Genomic DNA, 18,296 nt, shown 5'->3' with positions numbered 1-18,296 from the left:
TCTCCTGCAACCCTAAGGCACCGGTTCATTTGCTTTCCGCCTGCTTGAGCGCCAGCACGTCCTTCGGCGTGACCATGTCGCCCTTGTTGTTGCCCCAGGCGTTGCGTTCGTAGGTGACCACGGCGGCGATATCGACTTCCGAGAGTTGCTTGCCGAACGCCGCCATGGCGGTGCCGGGCTTGCCGTGGAAGACGATGCCCAGGTGGGCTTCCTTGGGCCCGGTGGCGATCTTCGAGCCCTTGAGCGCCGGGAACATCGGCGGCAGGCCCTGGCCTTCGGCCTGGTGACAGGCCACGCAGGTGGTGTGGTAGACCTTGTCGCCGCGTGCCACCAGCTCTTCGAGGGTCCAGTCCTTGCTGGTCAGCTCCTTGAGCTTGGCCGCCTCGGCCTTGCGCTCGCCAAGCCAGGTGTCGTAGTCGGCCTTGGACTTCACCTCGACCACCACCGGCATGAAGCCGTGGTCCTTGCCGCACAGCTCGGTGCACTGGCCACGGTAGATGCCCGGCTTCTCGACCCGGGTCCAGGCCTCGTTGACGAAACCGGGGATGGCGTCGCGCTTGACCGCGAAGGCCGGCACCCACCAGGAGTGAATGACGTCGGCGGCGGTCACCAAAAAGCGCACCTTGGCGCCCACCGGCAGCACCAGCGGCTGGTCGACCTCGAGCAGGTAGTGCTCATCCTTCGGCGATTTGTTGTGGATCTGCTCGGCGGGGGTGGCCAGGTTGCTGAAGAACTCGACGTCCTGGCCCAGGTACTTGTAGTGCCACTTCCACTGGTAGCCGGTGACCTGGATGTCGATGTCCGAGTCGCTGGCGTCGTAGATGTCGATCAGGGTCTTGGTGGCCGGAATGGCCATGGCCACCAGGATCAGGAAGGGAACCACTGTCCAGAGGATCTCGACCCAGGTGTGCTCGTGGAAGTGCGCGGCCTGCTGCCCGGTCGAGCGGCGGTGGATGACCATCGACCAGAACATCGCGCCGAACACCACGATGCCGATGATCACGCAGATCCAGAAGATGGTCATGTGCAGGTCGAACACTGCGTGGGAGACTTCCGTCGCCCCGGGCGCCATGTTCACCGTCCATGCTGCCTGTGCCTGACCGAACAACGACCACAGCAACAGGCCCATCCAGAAATGTGGATGTCGCATCATTGCGGGTTCCCCTTATCGTTCTTGTAGTCCCGGAGGCGTGGACGACCTGCTACGACAAAGGGGGGAACGGTGGCCAAGACTGCCTGGCTTCGACGACCGAGCCCCCTGCTTAAAGGCAGTCGGGCCTCATCAACGAATCACGTTTCACCCGGAGTATAGACACCGACCAATGGTGCGCAACGCAGCACTTGAAATGATCTTGGCTCAACCAAACGTTTGCTCTGAAAGCCTCATGAATACTGGGCCGGGACACAATAATGGCACTTTGATATAGCCAATTTCCTACACGCACGTGAGAGATATAACAAATGCGTCTTAGCCATTCTCGTAAGCAAGCTAACTTAGTGTCTTCCGTTTGTAACGCCATGTCCCTGGAGTTGTCATGAACATCGCTGCTGTACGCGAGCAGATCGAAAATGCCCATCAACATGAGAGCCGTACAGGCCAACTGAAAGCCCGCCTCGAACTGCAACTGCCACACCTGCATCCATCGATCCAACTACCCCAGCAGGATGCCCAGGGTACCCTGGCGCGCTTTGTCGGCGCCTACATCAACGAGGTTCCGGAACTGCTCGAAGCCGCGCACAACGTGGCGCTCGAAGCCGGCATCGAGACGCAGATCAAACCAGTACTGAAAATTGCCGAGGCCTACTTCCTGCAGCCGCCGAGCGTGATGGCGGGGCAGGTCGGGCTGGACTGCCTGCTGGACGAGGCCTACCTGGCGCATCGCCTGGTCGAGGAGGTCAACGACCTGTATATCCGCCATTTCCAGCAACCGCTGATTCCGGTGGATACCACGGTCGCCAACCTGATCGCCCATCAGCTGATCGGCGAGACGTTTGCCAACCAGCTGGATGAGGTGGTGCATCATTCGGTGGATGAGATGCTTGATGACGAGAGCTTTGCCGTGGAATCGGTGGAGGTCTACCGCGACAAGCTGTCGAGCCCGGTTACCGGCGCAGCATGGAAGCGCTGGCCGTGCCTTTCGCGCCAGCTTGGTGTGGAGCTGGGGCAATCGGCCTGAGCAAACCTCAAAATTGCCGGGGCCGCTTTGCGGCCCTTTCGCGACACAAGGCCGCTCCCACAGGTTCAGTGCATGATTCAATTTCTGCGCTGTATCTGTGGGAGCGGCCTTGTGTCGCGAAAGGGCTGCGCAGCAGCCCCAGGATCCTCAGATCAGACTAGGCCCCAACCCCCGCCGTAGTCCGCAGCCGTCCCTCGACCCGCCGCTTCAGACGCCGCTGCTCCAGCACCAGCCGCGAGCCCTTGGCCGCGCCACTGCGCCCCCAGTCCTCCAGCAGTTCCAGGCAGGAATGGTCGATATAGCTCAGGTTACCCAGCGGCACATGCAACGTGCTCCCCTCTGGCACGGTATCCAGCACCTGGGTCAGCGCCGGCACCTTGAGGAAGGTCGCCGCCCCGCTCAGGCGCAGTTCCATGTGCCCCGGCGTGCCCAATGCCACCAGGTTGATCTTCAACCGCGCCGCCTTGAACGCCAGCTTCAGCAGAGTGAGGGCAAAGCCCAGCAACACGCCGGTCAACAGGTCAGTAAAGATGATTGCCAGTGCAGTCGCCGCATAGGTGAACATCGGCATCCGTCCATAGCGGCCAAGGCCACGGAACGCCCTGAAGTCCACCAGCTTGACGCCGGTATAGACCAGCACCCCAGCCAGGCTGGCCACCGGGATCTGCTGCAGCACGCTGCTCAGTGCCACCACGAAGGCCAGCAACCAGATCCCGTGGAAGATCGCCGAGGCCCGTGTCTGCGCGCCGGCCTGGACGTTGGCCGAGCTGCGCACGATCACCCCGGTCATCGGCAGCGCACCAAGCACCCCGCAGAGCATGTTGCCAACACCTTGCGCCGACAACTCACGGTCGAAGTCCGAACGCTGGCCGCTGTGCATGCGGTCGACGGCTGCGGCGGACAGCAAGGTCTCGGCACTGGCGATGAAGGCCAGGGCGAAAGCCGCCACCAGCAGGGTCGGGTCGGCCAACTTGAGCAGGTCATCCGGACGCAACCAGTCGATGGCCTCGGACAGATCGGCCGGCACCTGAACGCGGTTGACCGGCAGCGCCAGCCACAGGCTGACGGCCGTCATCGTCGCCACCCCAAGCAGGGCACCGGGGATGAAGCGCAGCCGCTGCGGGCGCAGGCGCTCCCAGCCCCACATGATGGCGATCGTGCCCAGCCCGAGCGCGCCGGCTTGCCAGCCGTTGCCCGCGCTTTCCAGCGGCAGGGCCGAAGCCAGCGTCGCCGGGAAGCCCAGCAGGTTGTCCACGCCCGAGGGTTGTGGCGCCGTGTCGAACATCACATGCACCTGGGACAGCACGATCAGCACGCCGATCCCGGCGAGCATGCCGTACACCACCGCCGGCGCCGTGACCCGGAACCAACAGCCCAGGCGTAGGCGCCCGGCCAGCAGTTGCAGCAGGCCGGCCAGCAGCAGGATCGGCCCGAGCATCGCCACGCCATGCTGGCGCACCAGTTCGAACACCAGCACTGCCAGCCCCGCCGCCGGGCCGCTGACCTGCAATGGCGAGCCGGCAAGAAAACCCACCACGATACCGCCAATGATGCCGGTGATCAGTCCTTTGGCCGGTGGCATGCCCGAGGCGATGGCAATGCCCATGCACAACGGCAGGGCGACCAGGAAAACCACCACCGAAGCCAGCAACTCGCGCGGCAGGGCCGCCTTTATCTGTGTCATGTTCACCATGTAGCTCCTTTCTAGATTCACGGCCATTCCGCTGGCCGCCAGCACGGGGAACCCTGAATGACGCGCAGGCGCGAGCCGCCAGCAGGTCTGCCGGCAAGGCATTCAGGGAGATTCAAGGCAGGCGAAGGCCGCGCCGCACCCGTTGGGTGCAGCCGGCAATCAAGGCTTGTTCAGCGTGTTCGGGTCGCTTAGTAGCGGCCTCTCGGTGTGGCAGAGGGGATCGGCTCGCCGGCGGTCAGCGGCAGGAAGCGATCGCTGGCGGCATCGTAGGCTTCGATCTGGCTGGTTTCGATGTCGTAGATCCAGCCATGGATGTGCAGCTGTCCGGCGGCCAGGCGCGAAGCGACCGACGGATGGGTACGCAGGTGGTGCAGCTGGGCGATGACGTTTTCCTTGGTCACCAACTGCATGCTTTCGTGCTCGCTGCCGCAGGAGCAGTTGTCCTCGATCACGGTCCGCGCCACTTCGGCATGGCGCAACCAGGCGGAAACGGTCGGCATCTTGCTCAGCGACTGTGGGTTGAGCACCGCGCGCATGGCGCCGCAGTCGGAATGACCGCAGACGATGATGTGGTGCACGCCCAGCGCCAGCACCGCGTATTCAATGGCGCTCGACACACCGCCGTTCATCTGGCCATACGGCGGCACGACGTTGCCGACGTTACGGGTGACGAACAGGTCGCCCGGCGAGCTCTGGGTAATCAGCTCAGGCACGATGCGCGAGTCGGCGCAGGTGATGAACATGGCGCGCGGCTTCTGCGCGGTGGCCAGTTTCTTGAACAGCTCTTGCTGCTCGGGGAAGACTTCGGTGTGGAACCGCAGGAAGCCGTCGACGATATGCTTGAGGGCGGCATCGGCGCTTTCGGCGGGTGCGGCCGGGACAACCTTGGATGGGTCCTTGACGGGCATGATTCATCCTCTTGACGGTTTGAAAGTGAATGCCATGTTACCGGGGAAAGATTGGGGTGACGCGGGGATTTAGATGACGCGCACGGGTAAATAATCACAGTCACTGCTGACTCATGACTCACGCTAGCGTAGGAAACTTAACTGAAACTTAATTGCGCAGGCTCTAGAACGGGCGTTCTAGATGAGCGAGGGGAGTGCTGGATAATAGCAAAAAAGCATCAGATGCCAAGGGTCATGAGTGAAATTACAGGGTTGTTTTAGTTGCGCTGATGCAGTGCATGCCGTGCCAGGCGCCTAGCCGCGTGGGAAATGCAGTCAAAAACCCAAGGAGACGCTCTACTGCGAGCTTTCTGACAACATTCATGTCGCTCTTCCGATTTTTTAGAGGCACTTCGCCAGTATAGGATGCGCGTCCTTCGTCACCGCCAGACACGGACCGTCATGCGCCTCCGCAATACCTTGATCCACACCACCTTCCTGGCAGGCCTGATCTTGTGCACGCCATTGCTTGCCGAGCCGCAACGCGCCGAACTGCTGCAGGTCTATCAACACGCCGTCGAACAGGATGCGCGTCTGAGCGCCGCCCGCCACGAGTTCCAGGCACTCAGCGAACGCGTGCCGCAAGCACTGGCGGGGCTGCTGCCAACCCTCAATGCCGGCGCCACCTTCGAAAGCACCCGCCTGCAGCGCGACGAGCCCGCGCTCACCCGTACCCGCAGCGGCATGGTCTACCAGGCCAACCTCAACCAACCGCTGCTGCGCCTGGATCGCTGGTACGCCCTCAAGGCCGCCGAGGCCGGTACGGCGCAAGCCGGCCTGGACCTCGCCGCAAAGGAACAGTCGCTCATCCTGCAAACCGCAGAGGCCTACTTCGATACCCTGCGCGCGCTCGATGCGCTGGCCGCGGCCAAGGCCGAAGCCAAGGCCCTCAAGCGCCAGCAGGAACAGGCCCAGGGACGTCTGGCCAACGGCGCCTCCAGCATCACCGATGTGCTCGATGCCCAGGCAGCCTACGACAACGCCAGCGCCAACCGCCAACTGGCGCAACGCAAGGTCGACGACGCCTTCGAGGCGCTGTACCGCCTGACCCGCCAGGACTATGCGCAGATCGCCGGCATCGCCCACCAGCTGCCGGTCCAGGCGCCGGTGCCCAACGATGCCAGCACCTGGGTCGAGCAGGCGGTGCAGAGCAACCTCAGCCTGCTGTCCAGCGGACACGCTGTTGATGCCGCCATGCAGGCCAATCGCCAACGCAAGGCCGGACATGCTCCCACCCTGGATGCCGTCGCGTCCTATCGCAAGGGCGACAACGACCGTTTCGGCTACAGCAACCCGACCGACTTCGGCCGCAACGGCTACCGCGACGACATTGCGCAGGGCACCTTGGGGCTGGAGCTGAACATTCCACTGTACGCAGGTGGATTGACCAGCTCGCAGGTCCGTGAGGCAGGCGAACGCCTGGCCCAGAGCGAAGACGAACATGAGGATCGCCGCCGCGAGGTGGTGCTGCAGACCCGCAACCTGCACCGCGCGGTCAACGCCGATGTGGAACAGGTCCAGGCCCGCCAGCAAAGCATCCGCTCCAGCCAGGCGTCGCTCAAGGCCAACCTGGTGGGCAGGGCACTCGGCTCACGCAACACCGCTGATGTGCTCAATGCCGAACGCCAGTTGTACCGTGCCGTGCGCGAATACAACGACGCCCGCTACGACTACATCATCGACTCGCTGAAGCTCAAGCAGGCCGCCGGCAGTCTGGCCCCCCAGGACCTGCTTGAGCTGTCCCACTACTTGAGCCGGGACTACGACCCGGATCGCGACTTCCTGCCGCCAGAGGCCAGGCGGCCTGTCGCCGGCTAAACAATCGAATGAAATAACAATCATCTGATGATGGCAAAATGATTACAAAGCTTTGCAAAACTTCGCTAACCTATTGAAATAGGTAGCTTTACCAGGCCATACCAGCCTGCATGGACGCGTTATGAGTGAACACCAAACAGGCACCCCGGACACCGGGCTGATCTGCCTGCTGATGCTGGCCCGTTTCCACAATGTGGCAGCCTCCAGCGAACAGTTGGCCCACGAATTCACCGATGGCCAGCAAGCCTTCACCACCCCGCAAATACTGCTGGCTGCGCGCAAGCTCGGGCTCAAGGCCAAACGCGTCGAGAGCCGCGCAGAGCGCCTGGCGCAGACGCCACTGCCGGCGATCGCCGCCGACCGTGAGGGCGGCTTCTTCATCATCGCCCGCATGGACCAGGGCAAGGTGCTGATCCAGGATCCGCGTGCCGAGCGACCCGAGGTCATCGACCTGGCCACCCTCGAGCAACGCTGGAGCGGCGAGTTGCTGCTGATGCGCAGCGAAGCACTGGCCCCCGGCGAATCCTCGCGCTTCGACTTCACCTGGTTCATCCCGGCCATCGTCAAGCACCGCAAGCTGCTCGGCGAAGTGACCCTGGTGTCCTTCGTGCTGCAGATCTTCGCCCTGCTCACGCCGCTGTTCTTCCAGGTGGTGATGGACAAGGTCCTGGTGCACCACGGCCTGACCACCCTGGACGTGATCGCCATCGGCCTGCTCGGCATCATGCTGTTCGAAACTGCCTTGAGCGGCCTGCGCAGCTTCGTCTTCGCCCACACCGCCAGCCGCATCGACGTCGAACTGGGCTCACGCCTGTTCCACCACCTGATCCACCTGCCGCTGGGCTACTTCCAGGCGCGCCGGGTCGGTGACTCGGTGGCGCGGGTGCGCGAGCTGGAGAACATCCGCAACTTCCTCACCGGCAACGCCATCACCCTGGTGATGGACGTGTTGTTCTCGGTGGTGTTCATCGCCGTGATGTTCTACTACAGCGGCTGGCTGACCTTGGTGGTGGTGGCTTCGCTGCCGCTCTACGCGCTGGTTTCGCTGCTGATCACACCGGTACTGCGCCAGCGCCTGCAGGACAGCTTCAACCGTGGCGCCGAGAACCAGGCGTTCCTGGTCGAGACGGTCAACGGCATCGACACCCTCAAGTCGATGGCCGTCGAGCCGCAAGTCCTGCGGCGCTGGGACAACCAGCTGGCGGCCTATGTCGCCGCGGGCTTCAAGACCCAGACCCTGTCGACCCTGGCCAACGAAAGCGTCGGCCTGATCGGCAAGCTGGTGACCGTCGCCACCCTCTGGCTCGGCGCACGCCTGGTGATCGACGGCCAGCTCACGGTCGGCGAGCTGATCGCCTTCAACATGCTGGCCGGGCGCGTGGCCCAGCCGATCATGCGCCTGGCCCAGCTGTGGACCAGCTTCCAGCAGACCGGCGTGTCGGTGCAGCGCCTGGGCGACATCCTCAATACCCGCACCGAACTGTCGTCCTCGGCCCGCAGCGCACTGCCGCCGTTGCAAGGTGGCATCGAGTTCGACCAGGTGCATTTCCGCTACCGTGCCGACGGCTCGGAGATCTTGCGCGGGGTCAGCCTGCGTATCGCGCCGGGCGAAGTGATCGGCGTGGTCGGCCGCTCCGGCTCCGGCAAGAGCACCCTGACCCGCCTGCTGCAGCGGCTGTATGTGCCCGAACGCGGCCGGGTGCTGGTCGACGGTATGGACCTGGCCCTGGCCGATGCGTCCTCGCTGCGCCGACAGATCGGCGTGGTGCAGCAGGACAACCTGCTGTTCAACCGCAGCATCCGCGAGAACATCGCCCTGGCCGACCCCGGCACCCCGCTGGAAACCGTCATGCAGGCGGCGCGCCTGGCCGGTGCCCACGACTTCATCCTCGAACTCGCCGAAGGCTACGACACGATGGTGGGCGAGCACGGCGCCTCGCTCTCGGGCGGGCAACGCCAGCGCATCGCCATTGCCCGGGCGCTGATCGGCGACCCGCGCATCCTGATCTTCGACGAAGCCACCAGCGCGCTGGACTACGAGTCCGAACGCATCATCCAGCAGAACATGCGTTCGATCTGCCAGGGGCGCACGGTGATCATCATCGCCCACCGCCTGTCCGCCGTGCGCGATGCCAACCGCATCGTCGTGGTGGACCGTGGGCAGATCGTCGAACAAGGCAGCCACGCCGAACTGCTCGCGCACCAGGCCGGGCACTACGCCAGGCTGCACCGCCTGCAACAGGGCTGATCCTCTCACCACCTCATACCAAGGAGAGGCCATGTCCGCCTATTCCAGCCTCTGGCAGCGCTACCGCGAGGCCTGGCAGCACGCCTGGCGCCAACGCAAGGCGCTCGACGCGCCCCTGCGCGCCGCCCACGAAATCGAGTTCCTGCCCGCCGCCCTGGCCCTGCAAGAGCGTCCACCGCACCCGGCGCCGCGGGTGTTCGTCTGGAGCATCATGGGCTTTGCCGCCCTGGCCCTGCTGTGGGCCTGCCTCGGTCATATCGACGTGGTCGCGGTGGCCTCGGGCAAGGTGGTGCCGAGCGGGCGCACCAAGCTGGTCCAGCCCAGCGAGACCGCGGTGGTCAAGGCCATCCACGTCAGCGATGGCCAGCGCGTGAAGGCCGGCGAGTTGCTGCTCGAACTCGACCCGACCACCGCCGACGCCGATGTGCGTCGCAGCGAAAGCGAACTGTTGGCCGCGCGCATCGACGTGGCACGCAGCAGCGCGATGCTCCAGGCCATCGCCAGCGGCCAGCCTCCGCAGGGGCTGCAAGGCGACATCGAGCATGCCGACGCGCTGCAGGTGCAGGATGCCGAACGCTGGCTGCAGGGGCAGTACCAGGAATACCGCAACAACCTCGACCAGGTCGATGCCGAGATCCAGCAGCGCGGCGCCGAGATCCAGGCCGCACAGGTGCAGGTGGCGAGCCTGCGCAAGACCCTGCCGATCGCCACGCAGCTGGCCCGGGACTACCAGAACCTGCTGGAGCAGCAGTACGTGGCCCGCCACGAATACCTCGACAAGGAACAGGCCCGCCTCGACCTGGAGCGCCAGCTGCAGGTGCAGCAAGCCAGCGTGCTGCAGTCGACCGCCGCGCAGTCCGAGGCCCGCCGCCGCCGCGAGGGCGTGGTGGCCCAGGCCCGGCGCAGCCTGCTCGACCTGCAGCAGACCGCCGGGCAGAAAGTCGCCAGCCTGCGCCAGGAACTGGCCAAGGCGCGCTACCAGGAAGCCCGCACGCAACTGCTGGCCCCGGTCGACGGCACCGTCCAGCAGCTGGCGGTGCACACCGTCGGCGGCGTGGTCACCCCGGCCCAGGCGTTGATGGTCATCGTGCCCGGTGACCAGCCGGTGGAGGTCGAGGGGCTGCTGGAGAACAAGGACGTCGGCTTCGTCCAGGTCGGGCAGGCGGTGACGGTCAAGGTCGAGACCTTCACCTACACCCGCTACGGCACGGTGCAGGGCGAAGTGCTGAGCGTGTCGCGCGACGCCATCGAGGATGAACGCCGCGGGCTGGTGTACAGCAGCCGCATCCGCCTGGCCAGTGATCACCTTCAGGTCAACGGTCAGGCCGTGGCGCTGACTCCAGGCATGGCGGTGAGTGCCGAAATCAAGACCGATCGGCGGACGGTGATCGATTATTTCATGAGTCCGTTGCAACAGCATGTGCAAGAGAGTTTGCGGGAACGGTAACTATCTGAAGACGAGCACGCGACACGAATTTAGTCAGATATGCAGCCATATGAGCGAGTTATTTTTCACAACTTCAAGCCTGATTGACTGCTGGACGAGGATCCTTCGTTTTTGCAGACTCTGCCGCACAGCAGCGCGAAGACGTGCGGCAAGCCACTCGACGAATTAGATAGAGAGCACATCAAGAAATTCCGTACAACACATGAACCTCACCCACACTTTTGAGGAGCCACCCATGAGAAAATACTTATGCAAGCAAATAAAGCCATTCCTCCTAGGACTGATGTCCTTCTTATATATTTCGCTAACCGCCTGTTCTGACCCGGTCATTATCAGGATGCCACTAGATATTTCCAGGGCAAATCAAATAGCAACTGCGAAATTCACTGTTAAACGCACCGGCACCTACAGAGTCGCGCTCTTATTCAAGAGAGAAAACAGCCTAGCAGGTATTGAAAAGCAGGAAAAAATTTGGGGAAACATTGATGATGAAGGAATAGCTACTGAAGTCAGCCTTCAAGTCCAACGAGATTCAAAGCTTATCTTTGACAGTACAATCAAGGCCGTCGGAACTGGTTGGGGTCAATCATTCGAGTATGAAGGAGAGCGGCTTAATACCGCCGTGCGTTTAATAAAGATCATTGAACTGCAACCCGGTGACTACACGATCGAAGCGCGCACCTTAAATGACATTCAAGCATTTCGAGACATATCAAGCTACATAGAATTCACCTACTACAACCCAAAGCATTGAGTCAACATTAAGTACGCAAGGACATGCGCATGGAAAGGAATTATAGCGTCACTTATAAAGTTGCGAAGATTGGTGCTCGGTACGAGTATCAGGTCGACAAAAATGACCATAAGGCAGGTGATACTCACGCGTCAACCGGCGGCCATATGTGGTATTCAATAAGCAACGGCGTAGACGCCGCTAAAAGCTATGGCTTTGAATCAAAATATGACTCAGTACATGGTGAAGGACAGGTAACACCATACGATGACCGCGGATACAAGGAAACCATCTACGAGGTCACTATCGCACTATCTAAAGATCAGTACGAAAAGCTATTGACGTTCTCGACCGACCCAAAGAGTAACGGCTTCGACGATTCTCGCTACAGGTTGTTGACCAACAGCTGCGTGGATTTCGTCTTCGCCTCATTGAAAACGATTGGTTACAACGAATATGGCATCGAAGGCTATCTGTTACCCCAGGAGAACAAGTCTTCGCTCAACATACTTCTCCATACCCAAGGCGCCCAGATCATCCGCGATAACCTGGCCCGCCACGGTGAATACTACGAGGCCAAGGACGGCCAGAAGTGCCTGTGGCTTGGCGCCGGTGACATCCGCAACGCGCCGCAGGCTTCTGGCCTGATCAACATCGACATCAATCCCTCCCCGCAACCTCAGCAGCACATCCAGGGCGAAAGCAAAGCCCAACAGGACGTCGCCAACGGCTACATCCAGAATTCGGCCACCCATGGCATCTATGCCCTCGGCGGCATCCTCAGCAAAACAGATTTCACCTCCACACAAATGGCCAGCCTCGCCTCTGGCGGTATTCGCCCAGGTGAAATGCAACTTGATCCCAACGCTCGCCCCAACACCTACCTGTCGCAGTTCTACTCGACGCCGAACGCGACCAAACCGGATTTCAGCCTGCGCAGCGCGGTGACCCTGAACGGCCTGTCGGCGATGTCGACCTTCAACACCTACGTCGACCCGCTACTGCTGGACCTGACCGGCAATGGTGTGCGCATGACCGACCTGCGCGACGGGGTGCTGTTCGACACCGACCATAGCGGCACCCTCAAGCGCAGCGGCTGGGCTGACCGCAACACCGGCATGCTGGTAATCGACGACGGCAGCGGCCAGATCAAGGACGTCAGCCAGATGTTCTCCGAATACTACGGCGGCAAAGCCGGGGTAAACGGTGCAGCGGGAGAGCGGCGTTTCAAGGACGGTTTCGCCGCGCTGGCCAGTGAAGATGGCAACGGCGATGGTGTGATCGACCAGAGCGATCCGATCTGGAGCAAGTTGCGAATCTGGGTCGATGGCAGCCACGATGCCAAGGTCGACGGTGGCGAGCTCAAGACACTCGCCGAGCTGGGCATCACCCAGATCAACGTGCGTCCAGCCTCGAGCGCCCCACAGACTCGCGACGGCAACAAGGTGCTGGCCAGCGGTTCGTTCACCCTCAACGGCAAACAGCAGGAAATGCTGGCGGTGGACTTCCTCGGCGACCCGGTCAGCAACACCGTGGCCAGCCAAGGTAGCGGTACCCGAGTGACCTCGACCACCAGCGGCAGCAACAGCCGAACCACCAGCGCCTTTGCCAGCCAGAGCAGCGTCGGGGAAACCTTGGACGCGGCAGCGCTGGGGGTGAACAACCTGTACGGCGGCAGCGGCGACGACACGCTGATCGCTGCGCCTTCCGGCAGTTGGCTGGTTGGCGGCGCAGGCAGCAACACTTACAACGGCGGTGCGGGCGACGATGTGTTCGTCGTCAGCGCATCCGACAATCCGGCCAATATCCACGGCAACGGTGGCCACGACACGGCGATAGTGGTCGGCGACAAGGGCGTGGAACTGAACATGGCCAAGGCCGGCCTGACCATTGCCCAGGGCGGCGATGGTGACGACAAGCTGGTCAGCGGTGGCCACGCCAGCGTCTTCATCAAAGGTGGCACCGGTAATTCGGTCCTGGTGGGCGGTGGCGGTAACGATGTGCTGGTTGGCGGCAGTGGTCACAACACCATCATCGGCGGCAGCGGCAAAGCGGTGATCTACGCCGGCCCACAGGGCGACACCATCTACGCCGCCGAAGGCGGCAGCATCATTCACGCCGGTGGCGGCGCCGACCGCATCTTCGGCGGCGTCGGCAACGACGTGATCGAAGTGGGCCACGGCAATGCCGTGATCGACGGCGACGGCGGGGTCAACCTGGTCACCCTGCACGGCAACCACGGCGAATACCGAATCACCCGAACCGCCAGTGGCTACGAGGTAGCCGACAAGGTCGCCGGACGCGACGGTACCGTGACCCTGAAGAACATCCAGAAGCTGAACTTCTCGGATATCTCCGCCGTCGATCTGCAAACCCCCAACGCCATGCCGGTGGCCGACGTGCTCAGCCTCGACAAGGAGGGCTGGGCCTTCGACCGCAGCCGCACCCACCTGGTCGCCGCCGCCAGCCTGCTGGCCAACGACCTGCTGCTCAATAGCCAGGGCGGCCTGCGCATCGACAACGTCGGCGATGCCACCGGCGGTTCGGTCAGCCTCACCGCCCAAGGTGATGTGCTGTTCACCCCGCTGGCCGGCTACACCGGCATGATGGGCTTCAAGTACGGCATCATCGATGCCCAGGGCAACAAGTCGGCCTCGGTGGTCGACCTGGGCAGCGGCCAGACCGCGCCGATGCGCGCCAGCGTGACCCTGCTCGACGCCGGCATGCCAAACGACCCGCTGGCCGCGCAGCAGTGGTACCTGAGCGACACCAACGTGCTGCCGGTATGGCAGGACTACACCGGCAAGGGCGTGCGCATCGCCATGTTCGAACCGGGCGGCGAGTTCGCCACGGCGCCGGAGATCTTCGACATCCAGCACCCGGACCTGGCCGCCAACGTCGACCAGGCCTGGCTCAAGACCCAGCGCGACAAGGGCGTGCTGCCGGAGCTGGCCTCCAACCACGCGACCATGGTCGCCGGGGTGATGGTGGCCGGGCGCAACGACCAGGGCGGCGTGGGCGTGGCCTATGACGCCAAGCTCAGCGGCTTCTACCTGGCCAACAAGGGCGACGATCTGACCGGCTTGGGCAACATGGTCAGCTACGATGTCGCCAACCACAGCTGGGGCTTCCAGAACGACTTCGCCATCAGCAACCTGCAGAACGGTGCCATCGACACCGCCAGCGCCCTGGCGGCCAACGCCCGCTATGCCGCGCACAACGGTCGCGGTGGCCTGGGCACGGTGATCGTCACCGCCGGCGGCAACCAGCGCGCCCACGGCGGCAGCGCCCAAGGCTCGCTGACCAACAACAACCGCTTCTCGATCGAGGTCGGGGCGATCAACGCCCAGGGCGACCTGTCGACCCTGCAGATCGGTTCGACGCCGTTCTCCAACCCCGGCGCCAGCCTGCTGGTCTCGGCCCCGGGCAGCAACGTGCTGTCCACCAGCCGCCTGGTGGAGACCGAACGCGGCTCGACCTTCGGCAACGACTACACCAGCATGCAAGGCACCAGCTTCGCCGCGCCGATCGTTTCCGGCGTGGCCGCGCTGATGCTCGAAGCCAACCCCAACCTGGGCTACCGCGACGTGCAGCAGATCCTTGCGCTGTCGGCCCGCCGGGTCAACGACAGTGCCACCCGCTGGGACGACAACGGCGCGCGCAACTGGAACGGCGGCGGCATGCACACCAGCCACGACTATGGTTTCGGCGAAGTGGACGCCCGCGCGGCCGTACGCCTGGCCGAAAGCTGGATGACCCGCAGCACCGGTGCCGACGAAAGCGTGTTCAGCGCCAGCAGCGGCGCCCTGGGCAAGACCCTGAGCGGCGGTGGCAGCCTGAGCACCTCGCTGCAGATGGACGCCGGGCTGAACGTGGAGCACGTGGAGATCGACCTGGACGCCAGCGTCGGCCGCCTCGGCGACCTGACCGTCACCCTGGTCTCGCCCGATGGCACCCGCAGCATCCTGCTCGACCGCACCGGCAAGGTGCCGCAGGGGATGGCCGGCGCCAGCGACGCCGACATGGGCAGCACGCGCTCCGGGGCCTTCAAGTACAGCTTCATGAGCACCCGTGACTGGGGCGAACGCTCGGCCGGCACCTGGACCCTCGAGGTCAAGGACGCCAGCAACGGCCAACCGGTGACCCTCAACAACTGGGCCCTGCGCCTGTATGGCAGCAAGGCCGGTGCGGACGACACCTACTTCTACACCGACGAGTACCTCAAGGCGGTGCAGGGCCAGGCCAGCCGCGGCGTGCTGGATGACGCCGGCAACGGCACCGCGGGCGGGCGCAATACGCTCAACGCAGCGGCGGTCAGCGGTGATGTCCAAGTCAACCTGGCCACCGGCGTGGCCAGCATCGGCGGCGCGGCGCTGACCTTGCGCAACCCGAACGGCGTGCACAACCTCATCAGCGGTGACGGCAACGACACCCTGGTGGCCGGCAACGCCGATGCCCTGCTCGACGGTGGCCGAGGCAACAACAGCCTGACCGGCGGCAACGGCAAGGACTTCTTCGTGGTCCATCGCCGCGAGGGCGGCCAGGACACCGTGCACCGCTTCGAAGCGGCAAAAGGGGAGGTCATCGACCTGGTCGGTTTCACTGGCAAGACCTTCGCCGACCTGACCCTGCAGCAGCAGGGCGCGGATGTCCGCGTCGACCTGGGCAACGGCCAGCACATCCTGCTGAGCGGACAGTCGCTGGGCAACATCAGCGCGGCGAACTTCCAGTTCCAGGACCGCTTCGTCGCCCCGGCCAACTATGTCGACAGTAGCCGACCAAACGTGGACACCGGCACCGTCGCCGGCACCGTGGTGCTCAGCGGCGGTGGCGAGGGCGTAAGCTTCAGCAGCGGCGCCGACGGCCAACTGATCGCCGCGCTGGCGGGCAAGGTGTACAGCCACGACAGCGCCACCTCGGACCGCTTCATCATCAGTCACCAGCTCAATGCCAGTGACTACCACAATGCCTTGCGCGGCTTCCGTCATGGCATCGACAAGATCGACCTGAGCCAGGTCGGTGTCACCCGTTTCGAAGAGCTGAGCATCGTCCAGAAGAACCGCGGCACCATCAATGGCCTGTCGCAGATCCATGGCGTTGAACTGAGCACCAACGTGCTGCGCGGCGCGAATCAGCCGGTCAACCTGGCTTACCTCGACGCCATCGAAGTGGCCCAGCTCGATGCCGGCGACTTCATCTTCGCCAGCGCCCATCTGCCGGTGGAAACCGGCCAGCCCCCGCTGCCGCCGACCCGCCTGCCGGGGATCGACCTGTCGCTGCCGGACCGGGTCAAGCCCATCGAGATCCCCGACCGGCTCACGCCGATCGTCGAGCGTCCCGACATCAAGATTCCCGATGTCCGGGTTCCGGACTTCAGCATTCCGGATCACCGGATCCCGGATCTGAACGACCTGCTCAATCGCGGCACGGACGACTGGCGCAAGCGCTTCGATGACCATCCGGGCGTACCGACGCGGCCTGTCGAGATTCCTGACATCCGGCCATCGGCCATCGAGATCCCGGAAATCAGAATCCCTGACCGATCTACGGTCGACCTGCGTCCAAGTACCGATATCAACTCGATCCTCGAAGAAGCGAGGCGTCGACACGAGCAGATCATGGAGGAAAGCAACCGCCGCACGGACGAATTGCTCAAGCCGACCCGACCTGTCGAAATCCCCGACTTTCGGCCAACGCTCATCGAAATCGCTGATCGACCTGCGGTCGACCTGCACACAAGCACTGATGTCGACTCGATCGTCGAAGAAGCAAGGCGCCGGCACAAGCAGATCATGGAGGAGGTCCACAACGACCGGTTCGAGCACAAGCCGGTGACACTGCCGGACATCAATGCCAGCGACTACCTCAAACACCCCACGTCCTCCGACGCCACCCCGGCATCGAAGCCACAGGCCAGCACCTCACCAGCGCAGGCCTATCAGTTGATCGTCGCCGGTCAGGCCTGGAGCGCTGGCTCCTTGAGCGGGCTATTCGGCATGGCGCTCAAGGACCAGGCACCGGTTTACCAGGTCAGCCTTGCCGACGGCTCGCCGCTGCCAGCCTGGATGAGCTTCGACTCGGCTCAGGCGTCGCTGGCAGGGATACCTGAGGCCGGTCTCGGCGGCACCTTCGATATCAAGGTGAATGCCGGCAGCCAAACTAGTGCCGTGCTGCACCTGATGGTCCAACCGACGGTGATGACCGTGCCGATGTTCAGCAGCGTCACCCTGGCAGACGACCAGTACGCGGTGAACCTAAGCAATTCGTTCACCAAGGTCACCGCCAGCGGCGGCCGTCATCTGGCACTGCTCGGCAGCGGGGCCAAAGCCACCCTGCTGGGCAGGGACGACCAGCAGGTCTTTGCCACTGGCTCGCGGGCAGAGGTAACCCTGGGTGATGGTAACAACACGGTCAAGGGAGGGGTCGGCACGCTGGTAGCCGGTCATGGTGACAACCTCATCGAAACGACCGGATCGTCTACCAACCTCACGCTGGGCAACGGCCACAACACCATCAAGGGTAGTCTCGACAAGCTGGTGGCCGGCAATGGCGACAACTTCATCGAAACCACCGGCTCATCCGCCGACGTCACGCTGGGCGATGGCCGCAATACCATCAACGGCAGGCTCGACAAACTGGTTGCCGGTAATGGCGACAACCATGTCGAAAGCTCGGGCTCGTTCGCCGAGATCACCCTGGGCAATGGCGGCAACTCGATCAAAGGCGAATTCCGCAAGCTGGTGGTCGGCGATGGCGACAACCGCATCGAGACGTCATCGTCGTTCACCAAGATCAAGCTGGGCAAAGGCCACAACAACGTCGTGGTCGAAGGCAGCATGGCCGATGTGGAAGTCGGTGAAGGTCATACCGAGGTTGCATTCCGGGGCTCCATGAGCACCTTGAACTTCGGCAAGCCCGTACTGCCCGAACAGCTGTGGTTCCAGCACCAGGGCGATGACCTGCTGATCAGCCGTATCGGCAGTGCGCAGCAGGTCACCCTGCATGACTGGTATGCCAGCTCACCAGCCCGGGTCCGCGACATCGTTGCCGGTAACGGTCAGCACTTGTCGGACCGCAATGTCGAGCAACTGGTCCAGGCCATGGCGGCGTTCGCGCCGCCCGGCGCGGCTGCTACCAGCTTCGACGCGGCGCAGGCGCAAGCCTTGCAGCCGGTCCTCGCCGCCAACTGGCGCTAACGCCTGGCACCTGGAGGCTTGCGAGCCTCCAGGTGAC

General features: G+C 63.5%; 9 protein-coding genes. 6 read left to right on the top strand and 3 right to left on the bottom strand.

The window, feature by feature from the left end:
• Positions 1-25: 25 nt before the first annotated feature.
• Positions 26-1,153, bottom strand: a complete 1,128-nt coding sequence (coxB, locus tag AC25ND_RS06145) for a cytochrome c oxidase subunit II (protein WP_486976167.1) — start codon at positions 1,151-1,153, stop codon at positions 26-28.
• Between the two features lie 382 nt (positions 1,154-1,535).
• Here coxB and AC25ND_RS06140 point away from each other — a divergent pair, with 382 nt between their 5' ends.
• Positions 1,536-2,177: a hypothetical protein gene (locus tag AC25ND_RS06140; protein ID WP_028688696.1), complete on the top strand. Its 642-nt coding sequence runs from the start codon at positions 1,536-1,538 to the stop codon at positions 2,175-2,177.
• Between the two features lie 157 nt (positions 2,178-2,334).
• Here the strand turns inward: AC25ND_RS06140 and AC25ND_RS06135 are convergent, their stop codons facing one another.
• Both AC25ND_RS06135 and AC25ND_RS06130 read right to left on the bottom strand, forming a co-directional pair.
• Positions 2,335-3,870: a SulP family inorganic anion transporter gene (locus tag AC25ND_RS06135; RefSeq protein ID WP_422121282.1), complete on the bottom strand. Its 1,536-nt coding sequence runs from the start codon at positions 3,868-3,870 to the stop codon at positions 2,335-2,337.
• Positions 3,871-4,058: 188 nt separating this feature from the next.
• Positions 4,059-4,778: a carbonic anhydrase gene (locus tag AC25ND_RS06130; RefSeq protein ID WP_028688698.1), complete on the bottom strand. Its 720-nt coding sequence runs from the start codon at positions 4,776-4,778 to the stop codon at positions 4,059-4,061.
• Between the two features lie 441 nt (positions 4,779-5,219).
• Here AC25ND_RS06130 and AC25ND_RS06125 point away from each other — a divergent pair, with 441 nt between their 5' ends.
• From AC25ND_RS06125 to AC25ND_RS06105, 5 genes are all read left to right on the top strand, one after another.
• Complete coding sequence (locus tag AC25ND_RS06125) at positions 5,220-6,635, top strand: TolC family outer membrane protein (RefSeq protein WP_082750403.1); 1,416 nt, start codon at positions 5,220-5,222, stop codon at positions 6,633-6,635.
• Between the two features lie 121 nt (positions 6,636-6,756).
• Entirely contained in the window at positions 6,757-8,883 is a 2,127-nt protein-coding gene (locus AC25ND_RS06120; protein ID WP_062359998.1) for a type I secretion system permease/ATPase, read from the top strand.
• Positions 8,884-8,914: 31 nt separating this feature from the next.
• Positions 8,915-10,330, top strand: a complete 1,416-nt coding sequence (locus tag AC25ND_RS06115) for an HlyD family type I secretion periplasmic adaptor subunit (RefSeq protein WP_062359999.1) — start codon at positions 8,915-8,917, stop codon at positions 10,328-10,330.
• Between the two features lie 202 nt (positions 10,331-10,532).
• A complete protein-coding gene (locus AC25ND_RS06110) occupies positions 10,533-11,084 on the top strand; it encodes a DUF5625 family protein (RefSeq protein WP_236248625.1) in 552 nt (183 codons plus the stop codon).
• A gap of 29 nt (positions 11,085-11,113) precedes the next feature.
• On the top strand, positions 11,114-18,259 hold the full coding sequence (locus tag AC25ND_RS06105) for a S8 family serine peptidase (protein ID WP_486976166.1): 7,146 nt from the start codon (positions 11,114-11,116) through the stop codon (positions 18,257-18,259).
• Positions 18,260-18,296: the final 37 nt, after the last annotated feature.

The organism is Pseudomonas sp. P110(2024) (genome assembly GCF_057480795.1).
This window is presented reverse-complemented; position numbering and strand designations above follow the sequence as displayed.

Coding starts and splice junctions, on each gene's coding strand:
- AC25ND_RS06125 (WP_082750403.1), top strand. CDS start 5,220: ATGCGCCTCCGCAATACCTTGATCCACACCACCTTCCTGGCAGGCCTG.
- AC25ND_RS06115 (WP_062359999.1), top strand. CDS start 8,915: ATGTCCGCCTATTCCAGCCTCTGGCAGCGCTACCGCGAGGCCTGGCAG.
- AC25ND_RS06120 (WP_062359998.1), top strand. CDS start 6,757: ATGAGTGAACACCAAACAGGCACCCCGGACACCGGGCTGATCTGCCTG.
- AC25ND_RS06130 (WP_028688698.1), bottom strand. CDS start 4,778: ATGCCCGTCAAGGACCCATCCAAGGTTGTCCCGGCCGCACCCGCCGAA.
- AC25ND_RS06105 (WP_486976166.1), top strand. CDS start 11,114: ATGGAAAGGAATTATAGCGTCACTTATAAAGTTGCGAAGATTGGTGCT.
- coxB (WP_486976167.1), bottom strand. CDS start 1,153: ATGATGCGACATCCACATTTCTGGATGGGCCTGTTGCTGTGGTCGTTG.
- AC25ND_RS06140 (WP_028688696.1), top strand. CDS start 1,536: ATGAACATCGCTGCTGTACGCGAGCAGATCGAAAATGCCCATCAACAT.
- AC25ND_RS06135 (WP_422121282.1), bottom strand. CDS start 3,870: ATGGTGAACATGACACAGATAAAGGCGGCCCTGCCGCGCGAGTTGCTG.
- AC25ND_RS06110 (WP_236248625.1), top strand. CDS start 10,533: ATGAACCTCACCCACACTTTTGAGGAGCCACCCATGAGAAAATACTTA.